Here is a 16,472-nt window from a genome sequence, read left to right as displayed (position 1 = left end):
CGCCGCTCAAGCAGGGTGCCCCCTCTCGGTCCGAGGTCCGCACGCCCGGCGAAGGGGCGCCCGGCTGCGGGTCAGGAGGCCTCGGTGCCGGGCTTCTCGCTGAACTGGTGCCCGAGGAACGCGCCCGTCCACGCCATCAGGTCGGAGGGGACGTAGTAGTCCTTCTCGTCGTTGATCGCATCCCAGTTCCTGACGACGTCCTCGATCGCGGCGAGGCCGCCCTCGTGCACGTAACCCGGCGTGGAGCCGATGAAGAAGCGGGCGAACCGTCCCGCGCCCGCCGCGTAGATCTCGCCGTTGACCGGGCAGTCCTCGTGCGCGAGATAGGCGACCAGGGGCGACACCGCCTCCGACGTCATGCCCGCCTGCTGGGCCGCCGCTTCGGCGGTGGCCTCGTCCTCGATGCCGCCCATCCGGGTCAGCGCGGCCGGGGCGATCACGTTCACCTTGATGCCGTGGGGCTCACCGGCGAGCCTGGCGCTGCGGGCCAGACCGATCACACCGCCCTTGGCCGCGGCGTACGAGAGGTTGTTGTCGATACCGAAGACGCCGGCGGACGTGGTCAGCACCACCCGCCCGTAGCCTTGTTCGATGAAGTGCGGCCAGGCCGCCTTCATGGTGTTGAAGGAACCGAGCAGGTGGACGGCGAGATGCCGTTCGAGGTTGTCCAGGTCGACCTCGGGCAGGCCGGCCCACCGGATGATGCCGGCGTTGTTGACGACGATGTCGATCCGGCCGAAGGCGTCCAGGGCGGAGTCGACGATGGCCTTGCCGCCCGCCTCCGTGGAGACGTCATGGGTGTCGGCGACGGCCTCGCCGCCCGCCGCCACGATCGAGTCGACCACCTGCTGCGCCGGGCCGGCGTCCGTCCCCTCGCCGGCCATCGATCCGCCGATGTCGTTGACGACGACCTTGGCCCCCCGCTCGGCCAGCAGTCGGGCATGGGCGCGGCCGATCCCCCTGCCCGCCCCGGTGACGACGGCCACGCGTCCTTCGAAGCTCAACTGGTCCATCGATGACTCCTGTCGTACTGCGCTGTCCCGCGAAGCGCCGGTGAAGGAGCACCGGCCCGCGATTCTGACGAACCGTCAAATATGGTGTCCCCGCCACCGGGTGGCGGCAGGAAACGCTGCGGCACGGGCGTCGTGCCGGGTACCGAGGGACTGCCGGATCCCAGGACTACGGCAGTCCCCGCGTGGGGCGCGGAGGCGGCCCGTCACTCCTCGATGCGGATCGCGACCGCTGGGCACACGGCCGCCGCGCTGCGGACGTCGTCCGCGAGCTCCGGCCCCGGGGTCTCGTTCAGCAGGACGACGATGCCGTCCTCGTCACGCTGGTCGAACACGTCCGGGGCGGCGGCGACACACTGCCCGGCGGCGCAGCACTTCTCCTCGTCGATGACAACTTTCATGGCGCTTCTCCTGGTTGGTTCAGGGGGTGGACAGCGGGGCGTGAAGGCCGTCGACGACCTCCTGGCGGCGCAGCCGCGACTGCTTGGGCATGTTCCAGCCGAGGACTCCGGTGACGACGCCGTCGCTGGTGTACCTGGCGACGAACCGCCGGGCGGTCACATCGCCTTCGACGATCTCCACATCGGCGTCGGCCGGCAGCATCCCGTGCACCTGGAGCTTCGCGTCGAACTGGTCGGTCCAGAAGTAGGGCACCGGCACATGCGGCCGGTCCTCGCCGAGAATCGCGCCGGCGACGGCCGCCGCCTGCTCGGTGGCGTTCGTACGGTTCTCCAGCCGGATCAGGCGGTCGTAGCCCTCGTGATGGAACCGGGCCACATCGCCGACCGCGTAGATCCCGTCCGCCGCGCGGCACCGGGAGTCGCACACCACGCCGTTGTCGAGGGTGAGCCCGCTGTCCGCGAGCCACTGTGTGGCCGGGGACGCACCGATCGCGACGACCACGACGTCGGCCCGCAGGGTCTCCCCGGTGCTCAGCTCCACCCCGGCGACCCGGCCGTCCCGGCCGGTCAGTGCCGCGACGCCCGCCCCCAGCCGCAGCCGTACTCCGCGCTCGGTGTGCAGGTCGGCCAGGAGCCCGGACACCATGGGGCCCACCTGCAGGAACATCGGGGCGCTGAGCGGGCCGGTGAGGGTGACGTTCAGCCCGAGCGTGCACGCGGTGGCCGCGATCTCGGATCCGAGCACACCCTCGCCGACCACGACCAGGCGCGCCCCGGGCCGCAGTTCCCGCTTCAGGGCAAGGGCGTCGTCGAGGCTGCGCAGCACATACACGCCGGCCAGACCGTCCTGCCCGGGCAGGGTGCGCGCCCGGACGCCGGTGGCGATCACGACCGCGTCCGCCGACAACTCGCGTCCGGACGCCGTCCGCACGGTGTGGGTCGCCACGTCGAGGGCGACCGCTTCCTCGCCGAGCACGAAGTCGGCGTCGAGACCGGCCAGGGCTTCGTCCGTGCGCAGCGTCGCCCGATCCGCCTCCCAGGCGCCGGAGAGGACCTGTTTGGACAGGGGCGGCCGGTCGTAGGGCGCGTGCGGCTCGTCGCCGATCACGACGATCTCACCGGAATACCCCTTGCGCCTCACGGCCTCCACGGTGGTCAGCCCGGACGCCGACGCGCCCACCACCAGGAGCCGTGCGGGGGCGGTCATACGGCCACCCCGGCGGCCACCGGCCGGACGGGCAGCCGTCGGCCGCCGTCCGGGAAACCGTGCTCGATCCTCATACCGTCACTCCGATGCAGCTTCGTGCGACCTTGCCAAGTAAATTATACTTATCGGTCGAAACAATGAAATGGGGCGGCCCGTTCCGCGAGGTCGCCCGCCCCGGGGCCGACGGCCTGATCCCCCACGCCGGGCCGACGCCCTCGCGGCCCCGGCCCGGCGGATGTCACACGAGGTGGCGTCCGCCGTTGGTGCTGAGGGTCTGGCCGGTGACGTAACCGGCCTCCTCCGAGGCGAGATACGCCACCGCGTAGGCGACGTCCTCCGGCTGCCCGGCCCGCTTCATCGGCATGTGCGCCGCGGCGGCGTCGATGTCCACGGGCCCCTGACGCGCGAGCGGCGTGTCGATGAAGCCGGGCGGGACGTGGTTGACGGTGATGCCCTTGTCGGCATACTCGATCGCCAGCGCCCGGGTGAGCCCGATGACCCCACCCTTGGACGCCGCGTAGTGGGCCATCGCCGGCGCCCCCGTCTGCGCGGACGAGGACGAGATGTTCACGATCCGCCCCCAGCCCGCCTCCAGCATGTCGGGCACCAGCTCCCTGGTGACCAGGAACGGCCCCTTCAGATTGATGCCGATCATCCGGTCCCACGCGTCCTCACCCATGCTCACGAAAGGCTGATAGGCGGTGACCCCGGCGTTGTTGACAAGGATCGCGACGGACCCCAGCTCCCGACGGATCCGGGCGGCCGCCCCGGCGACGGCGGCGGCATCGGCCGCGTCACCCCCGACAGCGATCGCCACACCGCCCGCCTCCTGGATCGCGGACACGGTCTTCTCGGCACCTTCGAGGTTCAGGTCCCATACCGCGACCGACGCACCCCGGGCGGCCAGCACGGCCGCGACAGCCTGCCCGATACCACGGGCGCCACCCGTGACGACAGCGACTTTTCCTTGCAGTGACATGCGTGCTCCTCATCTTGCGTGACGCCGCGCGACCGCCCACGTCGGGCCGGGATCGCGTGGCCGGTGGTTCGTCCCCGTGTGTTCGTCCGGCGCCTCACAGGGCGCCGCCCTACGTCAGTCGGGGAATGCCTCGCGGGCGGCGGTCCGTGCCGCCGTCGCGGCCGGGAAGCCCGCATAGCCCGCGGCGTGGTAGATGACCTCCGCGATCTCCTCGCGGGTGAGGCCGTTGGTGACGCCCACGCGGAAGTGGGTGCGCAGTTCGGTCTCGGCGCCCAGCGCGATGAGGATTCCGAGGGTGACCAGGCTGCGGTCGCGCGGGCTGAGCCCCTCACGAGCCCAGAGCGCACCCCACACGCTGGTCAGGCCGATCTCGACGAGTTCTTCTCCCAGACGTCCGTCCCGCAGGTCGACGTCCCCTTCGGGGAACACGCCCGGCAGCGCGTCTCGCATGGCTTTGAGTCCCGCTTTGCGCAGGTCGGTGGGCTCTTCGGCATTCGTGGCCGTCATGTGCGACTCCCGTTGGCACGACGCTGTGTGCTCCCCCGAAAGGAAAGTTAGATCAATCGGTCGGTACAATCAACGCCCACGACAGCAATTACCTGTCGGCCGGGGTGCGGAACCGCCACCGGAGGGGCGTCGCACGAGATCGACATCACCCCGGAGGGCGCCTCCCTGCGACACGGCCATTGATCGAGTCAGCACCCTGCTCTACCCTCGCCTCAATATTCGATCGATCGGTCGAATAAATAAACTCGGGCTCACGCGGGCGGAGCAGCCCCCTGTGCACTGTGGAGGGCAGATGAGCAACACGACGAAGACGACGGCCGCGGCACCCGGAGGTCAGGCCGATACGGCCGACCTGCTGGATGTCGTGGTCATAGGCGCGGGCGTCACCGGCATCTACCAGCTGTACCTGGCCCGCGAGGCGGGCTTCTCGGCGAAGCTGCTGGAAGCGGGCAGCGGCGTCGGCGGTGTGTGGTACTGGAACCGCTACCCCGAGGCGCGTTTCGACTCCGAGAGCTACACCTACGGCTACCTCTTCTCCAAGGAGCTGTGGGAGGAGTGGGAGTGGTCGGAGCAGTACGCCGGCCAGCCGGAGATCGAGCGCTACTTCAACCACGTGGTCGACCGGTTCGACCTGCGCCGCGACATCGCCTTCAACACGAAGGTGACCTCGGCGGTCTTCGACGAGCAGACCGGCACCTGGACCGTGACGGCCGAGAACGGTACGACGGTCCGGACCCGGTTCCTGGTCGCGGCCACCGGCAATCTGTCGGTTCCCTTCATCCCCGCCATCCAGGGCCGCGAGGACTTCAAGGGCGAGCAGTACCACACCAGCCGCTGGCCCGAGCAGCCCATCGACTTCACCGGCAAGCGCGTGGCGCTCGTCGGGACCGGCTCCAGCGGCGTTCAGGTCGTCCCCGCCATCGCCGACGCGGTCTCGGACCTGACGGTCTACCAGATGAAGGCCGACTGGGTGACGCCGCTGAACAACAGGCCGATCACGGACGAGGAACAGGCCGCTCTGAAGGCGGACTTCGAGCGGATCCGGGACACCCTCAACACCTCCCCCAGCGGTTTCCTGCACGCCCTCAACCCGGTGAGCGGCGCGGACGTCAGCGCCGAGGAGCGCCAGAAGTTCTACGAGAAGATCTGGAACAGCCCCGGCTTCACCAAGCTGACCGAGCACTACCGCGACATGACGTACAACCCGGAGGTCAACGCCGAGTGGTGCGCCTTCATGGCGGGAAAGATCCGCGGCATCGTCGACGATCCGGAGACGGCGGAGAAACTGACCCCGAAGGACGGCGGCTACGGCGCCCGGCGTCCTCCGTTCGGCACCGGCTACTACGAGGCGTACAACAAGCCGGCCGTCTCCATCGTCTCCCTCCCCGAGGAGCCCATCGTCCGGTTCACCGAGACGGGCATCGAGACCTCGGCGGGCGTGCGTGAGTACGACATCATCATCTGGGGCACCGGCTACGACTTCGGCACCGGAGCGCTCAACCGGCTCGGGCTGCGCGGACGCCAGGGCCTGGCGCTGGAGGAGTACTGGGCGAACGGCCCGCGCACCTATCTCGGTGTCGCGACGGCCGGCTTCCCCAACTTCTTCTTCCCCGGCGGCCCGCACGGCGCGCTGGGCAACAACCCCCGCTACGCGGGCGACCAGGCGGACTTCACCCACGACGTCCTGATCCACGCACGCGACTACGGCTACGACGTGGTCGAGGCCAAGGCGTCCGCGGAGAAGGAGTGGACCGACCTCATGAACAACAGCGACAACATGTCCATCTTCCAGAAGGCCAGCTACTTCTACGGTTCCAACATCCCGGGCAAGGCAGTCAGCCAGCTGCTGAACCCGACCGGCCGGTGGAAGCTCCAGGAGCTGATCGGAGAGGTCAAGGAGAACGAGTTCAACACCTTCGACCTCTCCAAGGCGGGTACGGCGGCCGACGCCTGATCCCATGACAGCGATGCCCGGCCGGTCCCTGGGCCGGCCGGGCATCGGGTCTTCGGCGACCGCCTCACGGCAGCTCACGGCAGGAAGGTGCCGACCCTCCGCCGGAAGCGCCACTCGCCGTCCCGGCGCCGCAATGCGTCGTCGTAGCGGCCCTTGAATGCCTGGCGGATCGCCTCGTACCCCTCGGAAGGAAGCCCCTCGCGCCCGTCGCCACCGTCTGACATCACGGGCGGCCCTCCGGCGCTGCCCCTGCGATGCCCCCGGAATCCGGTTCCGGGGGCATCGGTGTGTGCGGCCTCAGGCGGCTCGGCCGGCCTCGGAGAAGATGAACGCCCCGAACGCGTCGTCCGCGGTCATCACGGAATCCCGGGACCGGCCGCCGTTCAGGAGAGACGAGACCAGGGTGCCGCGCACCAGATCTGTCCATTCCTCCTCGGCCGCGAGCCCCACCTCCACGACCTCACGCCCGGTGTCGCGCGCGTGCAGGAGGGCCCCGGTGACGAGGTCCACCTGGTCGCCCGGGTGACGAGGGTTGTCGGGCAGGCCGTGCGGCCCGCCGGGGAAGAAGAAGTTGGGGAAGCCCGCGGTCATCACGCCGAGATAGGTGCGCGGGCCGGCCGCCCAGTACCCGGAGAGCCTGAGTCCGTCCCGTCCGCGCACCCCGAGCCGCGTCAGCGCGCCACCGCCGAGGGCACGGTCGCCGACGGCGAGGATTCCGCCCCCGCACACGCCCAGGTCGCCGTACGCCCCGAATCCGGCACCCGGTGCCCCGCCCGCCCTGCGGCCGGCGTCAGTGGTCTCCGACAGCGGCACCAGCAGGGCCCCGGTGGCGGCCACCACATAGCGCGCCCGGTACGCCTCACCGCCGCTTGCCAGCACCGACCAGGTCCCGGTCGAGTCGTCGTAGACCGCCGAACGGACTCTCGCGCCCAACCGGATGTCACGGCGCAGATCGTGCCGGTCGACCAGGTGGTTCAGGTAGCGCTCGATCCCGGGCTGCCCGGCGCCCTCCGGCGGCCGCTCCCGCTCCGCCCCCAGCTCCGCCGAGAACAGGTGACCGCGCATGCTGCTGTCCGCCTCGAAGCAGGCCTCGAAGGAGTTGTTCCAGTACCAGATCCCGCCGACGCCGAGGCCGGCCTCCAGCAGCAATGCGGAGAAGCCCTCGGTCCGAGCGCGGTAGAGCTGATAGAGGCCCGTCGCGCCGGCTCCGATCACCAGCATGTCGACCTCGGCCGGTCGGCGCGCGGCGTGTGCCGACCGGCCCCTCGCACGCGTCGCCTCTCCGCCGGGAACGTTCGTCAGTCCAGTCATGGAATCCTCCACGTGCAGAGCAGTCGTCCACTGCCCAGCGGGGATTAGACCGATCGGTCGGCGAATTAAAACGCGGTCACACTACCCGGCCCTCGCCTCGCGAGGCAATGCCCGGAACACGGGCGGTCAGCCGCGTCTGGCCGCCCGGCGGCGCGGCGGCGACGCCGGGCCGGATCCCTGCGCGTGATGGATCGGCTCGGGGGTGGCGGTCTCCCTCTTCGCGAGGAACTCGCTCATCCGGTCCTCCAGGTCGTCGAACCCGTAGCCGGGCCCGGCGAAGCCCCGGAAGAGGGTCGCGCAGTACTCGCGCGAGAGGCGGCCGGCGTCCCACTCACCGGCGGGATTGATCCACTGGTAGGTGTGGTTGTGCATGTTCAGGAACTGCAGGGTGGCGAGCCGCGGATCGAGCTTGCGGAAGGACCCGTCCTCCATCGCGGCCACCAGCAGCTGCTGGACGACGTCCTCGAACTCACGACGCTGGCTCAGGAGCCGGGAGCGGTTGACCCCGCGCAGGTTCCGGTAGTCGTGCTCGTAGACCCAGACGTGGTCCAGGCGGGCCAGGATGTTCTCCAGCAGCGTCTGGGACAGCATCCGGAGCCGGAGGACCGGATCCTCGTCCAGGGCGGCGATTCGGTGGACGTTGGCGAGCATGGGGCGCATCACCCGGTCCTGGATCTCGACGAGGAGATGTTCCTTCGAGCCGATGTAGTAATACAGCGCACCCCTGGCCAACCCGGCGACATCACCCACCTCCGCGATACCGGTGGCGGCGTATCCCTTCCTGGCGAACAGCGCGGCCGCCTTGTCGATGATCTCCTGCCGCTTGATCTCGTAGCCCGGTCCATGCCCTGGTGGTCTTGCCATGACTCCGCAGTCTAGGTGCTTCGGTGAGGTGATCGAAGAGCCGCTCCGGATCTTCGTTCACGACGGGACGCGCACGTCGGCGCGTCCATGGGGTCGCGCTCGTGAGGCGACCACGGGACAGGTTTTTGGACCATTCGGTCTATTAGGCATTTCAGTAAAGATTCTCTGATGTCATCAATCATTGACCGGCGGTTACCGCATCACTAGAATTCTTTTAGTCCGATCCAACCGTGGGGTCCTGCCGATTCAACCGGGCCGGGTTCGGGCTTCTGCAGCAAAGATGCCTCCGGGAATTCTCCCGGAGGCATCTTTGTCCTCAGACCGCAGCGATACGGCGCAGGGTCTCCGCGATCGTGTCGCGTGAGGGCAGCCACGCACGCTCCAGGGACGGCGCGTACGGGGCCGGTACCGGGGGCGGCGCCACGCGCGTGACGGGAGCGTCCAGGTGCCAGAAGCCCTCGTCGACGGCGAGGGCGGACAGTTCGGCGCCGACGCCGAAGTCCCGTACCGCTTCATGGGCGATGACCAGGCGGTTGGTCTTGGCCAGGGAGGCGAGGACGGTCTCGCGGTCCAGTGGCGCTATCGTGCGCAGGTCGACGACCTCGACGCTGACGCCCTCGGCGGCCAGTTGCTCCGCGGCCGCGAGGCAGTCCTGGACCATCCGGGACCACGAGACGAGCGTGATGTCGGTGCCCTCGCGGACGACCTTGGCCTTGCCCAGTGGGACCAGGTGATCGACCCCGGGGCGCGGGCCCTTGAAGCCGTACTGGAGGCGGTTCTCGACGAACACGACCGGGTTCGGGTCCTGGATGGCGGCCCGGAGCAGCCCGTACGTGTCCGCGGGGGTCGAGGGCATGACCACGGTCAGCCCGGGAATGTGCGCCAGGATGGCCTCCAGGCTCTGCGAGTGCTGACTGCCCGAGGAACGGCCCGCGCCGAACTGGGTGCGCACGACGAGGGGCATCGAAGCACGTCCGCCGGTCATGAAACGGAGCTTGGCGGCCTGGTTGAGCAGCATGTCCAGGCAGACGCCGATGAAGTCCATGTACATGATCTCGACGACGGGCTTCATGCCGGCCATGGCCGCGCCCACCGCCGTACCGAGGATGGCGCTCTCACTGATCGGGGTGTCGCGGACCCTGCCGGGGAACGCCTGGGCCAGCCCGCGCGTGAGCCCGAAGACGTTGCCGCCCGCGCCCACGTCGATCCCGGCCACGAACACCGAGGGATCCGCGGTGAGTTCGTGCTCCAGGGCGAGACGTACGGCGTCCATCGACCGGAAGATCTCGGCGTCGGCCGGGAGCGGGGCCGGCTCGGGCAGGGGTGCGCGCGGGGCGAAGACGAAGTCGTGGAGGGTTTCGGGGGCGGGCTCGGGCAGGCTCCGCGCCCATTCCACCGCCGCCGTGATCTCCTTGTCGATCTCCTGGTCCACCGCGTCGGCCAGGGACTCGCCCACCCCGGCCGCCGCCAGATGCCGGCGGGCCACGAGCAGGGGGTCGCGTTCCTTGGCGGCGGCGACCTCCTCCGCGCTGCGGTAGCGCTGCGGGTCACCCTCGTAGTGGCCGTGCCAGCGGTAGGTCTCCGCCTCCACCAGGACCGGACCGCCACCCTGCCGGATCCCCTCCACCACGTCAGTCATCATCCCGGTCACGGCCAGCACGTCGTTGCCGTCGATCTGCGCGTAGCCGATGCCGTAGCCGGCGGCCCGGGCCGAGAGCGGCGCCCGGTGCTGCTCCGATTCCGGCGAGAACTCCGAGTAGTGGTTGTTCTCGCAGAGGAAGACGACCGGCAGGTCCCATACGGCGGCCAGGTTGACGGCTTCGTGGAACATGCCCTGGGCCACCGCCCCGTCCCCGAAGAACGCCACCACGACGTCACCGGCGGCACGCAGTTTGGCCGCGGTTGCCGCGCCCACGGCGATGGGCAGGCCCGCGCCGACGATGCCGTTGGCGCCGAAGATGCCGAGACCGGGATCGGCGATGTGCATGGAACCGCCGCGGCCGTGGCAGGTGCCGGCGTCCTTGCCCATCAGCTCGGCCATCATCGGGGCCACGTCCAGCCCCTTGGCGAGCACATGCCCGTGGCCGCGGTGCGTGGACGTGATGCCGTCACTGTCCCGAAGGGGCCAGCACGCGCCGACGGCAGTGGCCTCCTGACCGATCGACAGATGCAGGAAGCCCGGGATCTCGGTGGCCTTGTACAGCTCCGACGCCCGCTGCTCGAACCGGCGGATACGGCTCATCCGCCGGTACATTTCCAGGAGTTCGTTCGCATGCGTGGATTCCACGCCGGTGATCTGCGGTGCCACAGTCATGTGCGTCCTCGCTAAGCTCACGCAGGCGATGCGCCTGGAGCACCGCCTCGGTCATCATTTAATGTACTGAACGGTCTAGACGTACTGAACGGTCCAACAAGCCGAAGCACGTCCTGGAAGCCGTCGAGGAACAGGCCGAGGCGTTCAAGCGCGACCGGCCCGAACTCCCCCTCGACCCCGAGGCCTCCTGGGCGCCGGTCCCGGTGGGAGGCTGATCCGGTCCGGCGGTACGTGACGACGCACCGCCGGAAGGGGCCGCGCCGAGCCTCACGCCCGCCGGACCAGGTCCCTGGCGATGACATTGCGCTGGATCTCGTTCGTTCCCTCGCCGATCTCCAGGATCTTGGCGTCGGCGTAGAAGCGTGAGATCTCCGACTCGCGCATGTACCCGTAGCCACCATGGATCTGTACCGCCTGGGAGGCCGCGCGGTTGGCGACCTCGGAGGCGTACAGCTTCGCCATCGCCGACTCCGTGGCGTGCGGGCGCCCCTGGTCGGCGAGCCAGGCGGCGCGGTAGACCATGCACCGGGCGGCCTCGAACTCCGTACCGATGTCAGCGATCTTGTGCGCCACGGCCTGGAAGGCGGCGAGCGGACGCCCGAACTGCTCACGTTCCCTGGCGTGCTGGATCGCGAGCGCGAGCGCCGCCTTCGCCAGCGACATGCTCAGCGCGGCCACGCTGATGCGGCCCTTGTCCAGCACGGACAGGAACTGGCGCAGTCCCCCGCCCTCCTCGCCGATCAGATGGTCGTCCGGCACGAAGCAGTCGGTGAAGACCAGCTCCCGGGTGTCCATCGCGTGCCAGCCGAGCTTCTTCAGCTTGCGCCCCACGGTGTAGCCCGGCGTGTCCGTCGGCACGTAGAACGTCGCGAACTGCTTACGGCCCTCGTCGTCGAGGCCCGTCACCGCCAGCAGGGTCACACCCTGGCTGATGTCCGTACCGGCGTTGGTGATGAACATCTTGGTGCCGTTGATCACCCAACCCCCGTCCGCCCGGCGGGCGGTGGTGGCGATGCCGGCCGCGTCGGAGCCGGCGCCGGGCTCGGTCAGGCCGAAGGCTCCGATGGCCTCGCCCCGCGCCAGCGGCGCAAGCCAGCGGTGCTTCTGCTCCTCGGTTCCGTAGGCGAGCAACGGCAGGGTGGCGATCGTGGAGTGCGCGTTCCACGTCGAGGCCACGGACTGATCGGCCGCGCCCAGTTCCTCCATCACCGCCACGTAGGACACCATGTCGGATCCGGCGCCGCCGTACTCCTCGGGCACGAGCATGCCCATCAGCCCGAGTTCGCCCAGCTTGGTGAAGATGTGGGTGGGGAACTGCTCGTTCTCCGACCACTCGGCCGCGTGCGGCGAGATCTCGCGAGCCGCGAACTCACGGACCATCTGCTGCAGCGCCTGCGTCTCTTCAGGCAGGTCGAAATCCATGTCAGAGTCCCTTCGGAGTCAGCAGAACCTTGAGATGAGAGGCGCGGTCCCTGGCCAGGTCCGCGAAGACCCCGGCGCCCTCGTCCAGCGAGAATCGCCCGGTCAGCAGCGGTGAAGCGTCCAGGCGCCCGGTGCTCATCAGGTCGATGACCCGGGGGATGTCGAAGTTGTAGCCGAGCGTGCCGAGCACGGAACGCTCGTAGAAGACGAGCTGTCCCATGTCGATCTCGACACTGCCGTGGCCGACACCGGCGAGGACGACCCGGCCGCCGCGCCGGACGGTGGCGACCGCCTGTGCCGCGAGGGACGCCACGCCGGTCGCGTCGATCACCACGTCCGGGCCGATGCGGCCGGTGCGCAGGAACACCTCGCGCCGTACGTCCGTCTCCCTCGGGTCGTAGGCCTCGGTCACGCCGAGGTTCAGGAGCTTCTCCCTGCGTTCCTTCAGCGGTTCGCTCACATAGAGGCCGGCCGCTCCGGCGAGCCGGGCCGCGAGTACGACGGCGAAGCCGATCGGTCCGCCTCCGACCACCAGGACGTTGTCGCCGGGGCCGACCTCCGCCCGGGTCACCGCGTGCAGGCCGACCGCGAGGGGTTCCGCGAGTGCGGCCATCTCGTCGGTGACGTTGTCGGGAAGGCGGGTCAGCCCGGCCAGGGGCACGGTGACGCGCTCGGCGAACGCGCCGGAGGAGGCGAGGCCGACGGAACCGCTCTTGGGGCAGATGTGGTATTGGCCGCGCACGCACCAGTAGCAGGTGCCGCAGCGCCAGACCGGGTCGGCGGTCACCCGGTCACCGACCCCGAGGCCGGGTACCTCGCTGCCCAGGGCCAGCACGGTCCCGCTGAACTCGTGCCCCAGGGCCAGCGGCGGCTCGGCCCCGGTCAGCGGATGCGGGCCGGTACGGATCATGTGCGGGCCTTCGAGGAACTCGTGCAGATCGGTGCCGCACACGCCGCACCAGGAGACCTCGATGACCGCTTCGTGCGGCTTCGGTCGCGGCGGTTCGGGTACCTCTTCCAGCCTCAGGTCCCTCGCGCCGTGCCAGCGCAGTGCCTTCATGCCTCCTGCCCCTTCGTGTCGTCGTGCTCCTTCGCGCCACCGTCCCGCGCGGCCTCGCCGAACTGGGCCTTCCCCGGGCCGTGCTCAAGGAAGGAACGGAGCCCAGTGGCCGCGTCCGCCGTGCCGAAGACACCGGTGAACAGGGACCGCTCCAGCGCGAGGCCGGTGGCCACACCGGCGTCGGCACCGTGGTCCACGGCCTCCTTGATCGCCTCCAGGGCCGCGCCCGGCCCCTCGGCGAGGGTCCGCGCGTATCCGAGCGCGGCCTCAAGCACCTGATCGGCGGGGACAACCTCGTCCACGAGGCCGATCCGCAGGGCCTCCTCCGCCCGGACATTACGGCCGGTCATCAGCAGGTTCTTGCTCCGGGCCGGGCCGAGCAGGCGGGTCAGCCGCTGTGTGCCGCCGGAGCCCGGCATGATGCCGAGCCGTACCTCGGGCTGGCCGAGCACCGCGTCTTCGGCCGCCACCCGGTAGTCGGCACACAGCGCCAGTTCCAGGCCGCCGCCGAGCGCATATCCGGTGATCCCCGCCACCACCGGCATCGGCAGCCGGGCGACCTCGTCGAAGGTCCGCTGCAGCGCCCGGTTCCAGCCGCGTATCTCCTCCGGCCCCATCGCGGCCAGGGCCTTGATGTCAGCGCCGGCCGCGAACAGCCGTTCCCCTCCGTAGAGGACCACGGCCCGCACATCACGGGCGTCCGCCAGCTCGCGCGCGGCGGCGGCGAGCTCCTCGCGCTGCACGGAGTCGAACGCGTTCAGCGGCGGATTGGCCAGCTGAAGGACGACGACAGGCCCGTGGACCTGCAGACGAATGCGTGGCACAGAAACCCCCTTCTCGGCGGAAGCCGCCCCACTGACGGTTGTAGCCGGCAGCGGAGCGTCGTAAAGTGCCGCTACTGGTTTTATAGACCAATGGGTACACGAAAACTTTGCAGCGGGCAACCGACCGGTCGGGACAATGCCGGTCACCGAACAAGAGAGTCGCCGTGGACAATTTCGCGAGCATCCTCGACTACCACTCGGCCCATCGGCCCGAGGCCGTGGCCGTCGTGCAGGACGAACGGCACCTGACGGTGCGCGAACTCCATACAAGGGTCAACCAGCTGGCAGCCGGCCTCACCGCACTCGGCGTGGGCCGCGGCGACATCGTCGGGCTGCTGCTCTACAACCGGCCGGAGTTCCTGGAGCTGGTGTACGCCGTCAACCGGATCGGCGCCGTCTTCCTGCCGCTGAACTACCGGCTGTCGGAGGACGAATGGCAGTACATCCTGGACCACTCCCGCGCGAAGGTGATCGTCACCGAGTCGGAGTTCGTCCCGGCGGTGGACCGGATCGCCGGTGTACTGACCGGACTTCACCACCGGATCCAGGTGGCGGATGACGCCACCGTTGCGGGGTGGACCGGTTACGAGGACCTGCTGGCCCGGCACCAGGGCGCCGTGGTGGAACCCGTCGACGTGGAGCCGGGCGACCTGCAGCGGCTGATGTACACCTCCGGCACCACCTCGCGGCCGAAGGGCGTGTGCATCACCTACGGGAACCTGCAGGCGAAGAACCTGGCGCACATCGTCCACTTCGGGCTGACCGCCGCGGACACCACGCTGGTGTGCGGCCCCCTGTACCACGTCGGCGGCCTGGACATGCCGGCGCTCGGTGTCCTGTACGCGGGAGGAAAGGTCGTCCTTCAGCGCAAGTTCGACGCCCGCGGCGTCCTCAAGGCGATCCAGGAGCAGCGCGTCACCAACCTGTGGCTCGCCCCCGCCATGGTCAACTCCGTTCTGGAGGTGCCCGACCGGGAGTCGCACGACACCACCTCGGTCCGCTTCGTGCTGGGTGGTGGCGAGAAGACCCCGGAGCCCGTACTGCGGCGCGTCATGACCGCCTTTCCCAACGCCTGGTTCGCCGATGCCTACGGGCTCACCGAGACCGTCTCCGGCGACACCTTCCTCGACCGCGAGCACTGCCTGTCCAAACTGGGCTCGGTCGGCCGCCCGGTGCCGCACACCCGGGTCCGGATCGTCGACGACAACGGCCAGGAGGCGCCGACCGGGGAACTCGGCGAGATCACCCTGCGGGGCCCGAAGGTCTTCGCGGGCTACTGGCGCGACGAGCGGGCGACGGCGGCGGCGCTGAAGGACGGCTGGTTCCACACCGGGGACATCGGGCACGTCGACGAGGACGGCTTCCTCTACATCGACGACCGCAAGAAGGACATGATCGTTTCCGGCGGCGAGAACATCGCCACGCCCGAGGTCGAACGCGTCCTGTACGAGCATCCGGCCGTCCTGGAGGCCGCCGTGGTCGGCCTCGCCCACCCTCGCTGGGGAGAGGTGCCGCGCGCCTTCGTGGTCTTCCGTCCCGGTACGAAGGCCGAGGCGGAGGAGCTCAGGGAGTTCTGCCAGGCGCGGCTGGCCAAGTTCAAGGTGCCCGCCCGCTTCGACGTCGTCGACGAACTCCCGCGCACCCCCTCGGGAAAGGTCCTCAAACGGAACCTGCGCAACCTGCCTACGGAGGTCCAGGCATGACCGACGTGACGAATGATCTGCGCCTCGACGGCAAGACGGTCTGGGTGACCGGCGCCGGAAAGGGGCTCGGCCGGGCCATGGCCGTAGCCCTCTCGCAGTCCGGAGCGACCCTGGCCGTGACGGCACGCACGGCCGAGGACCTGGAGCGACTGGCCTCCGAACTCGCCGTCCATGGGGGCAAGGTACTGGCGGTGCCCGGCTCCGTGGCCGACCCGGAGACCGTGCGGACCGTGGTCGGCCGGATCACCGAGTGGGCGGGCCGGCTCGACGCGGTGCTCAACTGCGCCGGTGTCAGCCCGCACTTCACCCGGAGCGAGAAGGTCACGGACGAGGCCTGGCAGCAGGTCCTCGACATCAACCTGACGGGCACCTTCCACTGCTGCCGCGAGGCCGGCAAGGTCATGCTGGAGCAGGGGTCGGGCTCGATCGTCAACGTCTCGTCGGTGCACGCCGCTGCCGGCTTCGAGAGGATCGCCGCGTACGCCGCCAGCAAGGGCGGTGTCGAGGCGCTCACCAAGTCGCTCGCGGTCGAGTGGGCGGACCGGGGGGTACGGGTCAACGCCCTCGCGCCGGGCTACTTCCGCACCGACCTGAGCTCGGGTCTGCTGGACAGCCGCTGGGGTGAACGCATCGTGGGCGGCACCCCGCTCGGCCGGGTCGGCGAGGCCCACGAACTGGGCGGCGCCGCGGTGTTCCTCGCCTCCGACGCCTCCCGGTACGTGACCGGCACCACGGTCACCGTGGACGGCGGCTGGACGGCCTGGTAGCGGACGGGAGGAGGCCGGGCTCCGCGGCGGGCCCGGAACAACCGCATACGCATGGCTGAGGGACGGTCCGTGAACCGTCCCTCAGCCATGCGCTGTTCGGGGCCGCGAAGGGCTGTGGGCCGTACTTCCGCCCGCCACTCATCGTGCCG

Annotated in this window: 15 protein-coding genes; 3 read left to right on the top strand and 12 right to left on the bottom strand. The window is 69.8% G+C overall.

Annotation, left to right across the window (positions count from 1 at the left end; genetic code table 11):
• Positions 1 to 71: 71 nt before the first annotated feature.
• The 5 genes from ACZ7M2_RS36275 to ACZ7M2_RS36255 all read right to left on the bottom strand — a co-directional run bounded on the left by ACZ7M2_RS36275 (position 72) and on the right by ACZ7M2_RS36255 (position 4,104).
• Positions 72 to 1,013, bottom strand: coding sequence for an SDR family NAD(P)-dependent oxidoreductase (locus ACZ7M2_RS36275; RefSeq protein WP_471598892.1), 942 nt, complete (start codon positions 1,011 to 1,013; stop codon positions 72 to 74).
• A 203-nt stretch (positions 1,014 to 1,216) separates the two neighbouring features.
• On the bottom strand, positions 1,217 to 1,411 hold the full coding sequence (locus ACZ7M2_RS36270) for a ferredoxin (RefSeq protein WP_471598891.1): 195 nt from the start codon (positions 1,409 to 1,411) through the stop codon (positions 1,217 to 1,219).
• A 19-nt stretch (positions 1,412 to 1,430) separates the two neighbouring features.
• Complete coding sequence (locus ACZ7M2_RS36265) at positions 1,431 to 2,618, bottom strand: NAD(P)/FAD-dependent oxidoreductase (protein WP_471598890.1); 1,188 nt, start codon at positions 2,616 to 2,618, stop codon at positions 1,431 to 1,433.
• Positions 2,619 to 2,856: 238 nt separating this feature from the next.
• Positions 2,857 to 3,597: an SDR family NAD(P)-dependent oxidoreductase gene (locus tag ACZ7M2_RS36260; RefSeq protein ID WP_471598889.1), complete on the bottom strand. Its 741-nt coding sequence runs from the start codon at positions 3,595 to 3,597 to the stop codon at positions 2,857 to 2,859.
• A gap of 114 nt (positions 3,598 to 3,711) precedes the next feature.
• Complete coding sequence (locus ACZ7M2_RS36255) at positions 3,712 to 4,104, bottom strand: carboxymuconolactone decarboxylase family protein (RefSeq protein WP_471598888.1); 393 nt, start codon at positions 4,102 to 4,104, stop codon at positions 3,712 to 3,714.
• A gap of 292 nt (positions 4,105 to 4,396) precedes the next feature.
• On the opposite strand from ACZ7M2_RS36255, the gene ACZ7M2_RS36250 reads away from it, so the two are divergent.
• Entirely contained in the window at positions 4,397 to 6,058 is a 1,662-nt protein-coding gene (locus ACZ7M2_RS36250; RefSeq protein ID WP_471598887.1) for a flavin-containing monooxygenase, read from the top strand.
• Between the two features lie 74 nt (positions 6,059 to 6,132).
• Here the strand turns inward: ACZ7M2_RS36250 and ACZ7M2_RS36245 are convergent, their stop codons facing one another.
• The 7 genes from ACZ7M2_RS36245 to ACZ7M2_RS36215 form a co-directional block, all read right to left on the bottom strand.
• Positions 6,133 to 6,282 carry a hypothetical protein gene (locus ACZ7M2_RS36245; protein WP_471598886.1) on the bottom strand — a complete coding sequence of 50 codons (150 nt, stop codon included), beginning with the start codon at positions 6,280 to 6,282 and terminating at the stop codon, positions 6,133 to 6,135.
• Positions 6,283 to 6,355: 73 nt separating this feature from the next.
• Complete coding sequence (locus ACZ7M2_RS36240) at positions 6,356 to 7,369, bottom strand: hypothetical protein (RefSeq protein ID WP_471598885.1); 1,014 nt, start codon at positions 7,367 to 7,369, stop codon at positions 6,356 to 6,358.
• 126 nt (positions 7,370 to 7,495) lie between these two features.
• Complete coding sequence (locus ACZ7M2_RS36235) at positions 7,496 to 8,233, bottom strand: TetR family transcriptional regulator (protein ID WP_471598884.1); 738 nt, start codon at positions 8,231 to 8,233, stop codon at positions 7,496 to 7,498.
• A 316-nt stretch (positions 8,234 to 8,549) separates the two neighbouring features.
• Positions 8,550 to 10,547 carry an alpha-ketoacid dehydrogenase subunit alpha/beta gene (locus ACZ7M2_RS36230; protein ID WP_471598883.1) on the bottom strand — a complete coding sequence of 666 codons (1,998 nt, stop codon included), beginning with the start codon at positions 10,545 to 10,547 and terminating at the stop codon, positions 8,550 to 8,552.
• Positions 10,548 to 10,814: 267 nt separating this feature from the next.
• Complete coding sequence (locus tag ACZ7M2_RS36225; RefSeq protein ID WP_352051639.1) at positions 10,815 to 11,969, bottom strand: acyl-CoA dehydrogenase family protein; 1,155 nt, start codon at positions 11,967 to 11,969, stop codon at positions 10,815 to 10,817.
• Between the two features lies 1 nt (position 11,970).
• On the bottom strand, positions 11,971 to 13,029 hold the full coding sequence (locus ACZ7M2_RS36220) for a 2,3-butanediol dehydrogenase (RefSeq protein ID WP_471598882.1): 1,059 nt from the start codon (positions 13,027 to 13,029) through the stop codon (positions 11,971 to 11,973).
• Positions 13,026 to 13,853, bottom strand: a complete 828-nt coding sequence (locus tag ACZ7M2_RS36215; protein ID WP_471598881.1) for an enoyl-CoA hydratase/isomerase family protein — start codon at positions 13,851 to 13,853, stop codon at positions 13,026 to 13,028. Before ACZ7M2_RS36215 ends, ACZ7M2_RS36220 begins: the two co-directional genes overlap by 4 nt.
• Positions 13,854 to 14,017: 164 nt before the next feature.
• Between ACZ7M2_RS36215 and ACZ7M2_RS36210 the strand changes: the two genes are divergently transcribed.
• Both ACZ7M2_RS36210 and ACZ7M2_RS36205 read left to right on the top strand, forming a co-directional pair.
• On the top strand, positions 14,018 to 15,556 hold the full coding sequence (locus ACZ7M2_RS36210; protein ID WP_471598880.1) for an acyl-CoA synthetase: 1,539 nt from the start codon (positions 14,018 to 14,020) through the stop codon (positions 15,554 to 15,556).
• On the top strand, positions 15,553 to 16,323 hold the full coding sequence (locus ACZ7M2_RS36205; RefSeq protein ID WP_471598879.1) for an SDR family NAD(P)-dependent oxidoreductase: 771 nt from the start codon (positions 15,553 to 15,555) through the stop codon (positions 16,321 to 16,323). The genes ACZ7M2_RS36210 and ACZ7M2_RS36205 overlap by 4 nt, the downstream gene beginning before the upstream one ends.
• Positions 16,324 to 16,472: the final 149 nt, after the last annotated feature.

The organism is Streptomyces sp. NPDC111507, assembly GCF_055638955.1.
The sequence above is the reverse complement of the archived record's forward strand: the minus strand, read 5'-3'. Positions and strand labels throughout refer to the sequence as shown.

Coding starts and splice junctions, on each gene's coding strand:
- ACZ7M2_RS36270 (WP_471598891.1), bottom strand. CDS start 1,411: ATGAAAGTTGTCATCGACGAGGAGAAGTGCTGCGCCGCCGGGCAGTGT.
- ACZ7M2_RS36265 (WP_471598890.1), bottom strand. CDS start 2,618: ATGACCGCCCCCGCACGGCTCCTGGTGGTGGGCGCGTCGGCGTCCGGG.
- ACZ7M2_RS36260 (WP_471598889.1), bottom strand. CDS start 3,597: ATGTCACTGCAAGGAAAAGTCGCTGTCGTCACGGGTGGCGCCCGTGGT.
- ACZ7M2_RS36225 (WP_352051639.1), bottom strand. CDS start 11,969: ATGGATTTCGACCTGCCTGAAGAGACGCAGGCGCTGCAGCAGATGGTC.
- ACZ7M2_RS36220 (WP_471598882.1), bottom strand. CDS start 13,029: ATGAAGGCACTGCGCTGGCACGGCGCGAGGGACCTGAGGCTGGAAGAG.
- ACZ7M2_RS36205 (WP_471598879.1), top strand. CDS start 15,553: ATGACCGACGTGACGAATGATCTGCGCCTCGACGGCAAGACGGTCTGG.
- ACZ7M2_RS36255 (WP_471598888.1), bottom strand. CDS start 4,104: ATGACGGCCACGAATGCCGAAGAGCCCACCGACCTGCGCAAAGCGGGA.
- ACZ7M2_RS36250 (WP_471598887.1), top strand. CDS start 4,397: ATGAGCAACACGACGAAGACGACGGCCGCGGCACCCGGAGGTCAGGCC.
- ACZ7M2_RS36235 (WP_471598884.1), bottom strand. CDS start 8,233: ATGGCAAGACCACCAGGGCATGGACCGGGCTACGAGATCAAGCGGCAG.
- ACZ7M2_RS36275 (WP_471598892.1), bottom strand. CDS start 1,013: ATGGACCAGTTGAGCTTCGAAGGACGCGTGGCCGTCGTCACCGGGGCG.
- ACZ7M2_RS36240 (WP_471598885.1), bottom strand. CDS start 7,369: ATGACTGGACTGACGAACGTTCCCGGCGGAGAGGCGACGCGTGCGAGG.
- ACZ7M2_RS36230 (WP_471598883.1), bottom strand. CDS start 10,547: ATGACTGTGGCACCGCAGATCACCGGCGTGGAATCCACGCATGCGAAC.
- ACZ7M2_RS36245 (WP_471598886.1), bottom strand. CDS start 6,282: ATGTCAGACGGTGGCGACGGGCGCGAGGGGCTTCCTTCCGAGGGGTAC.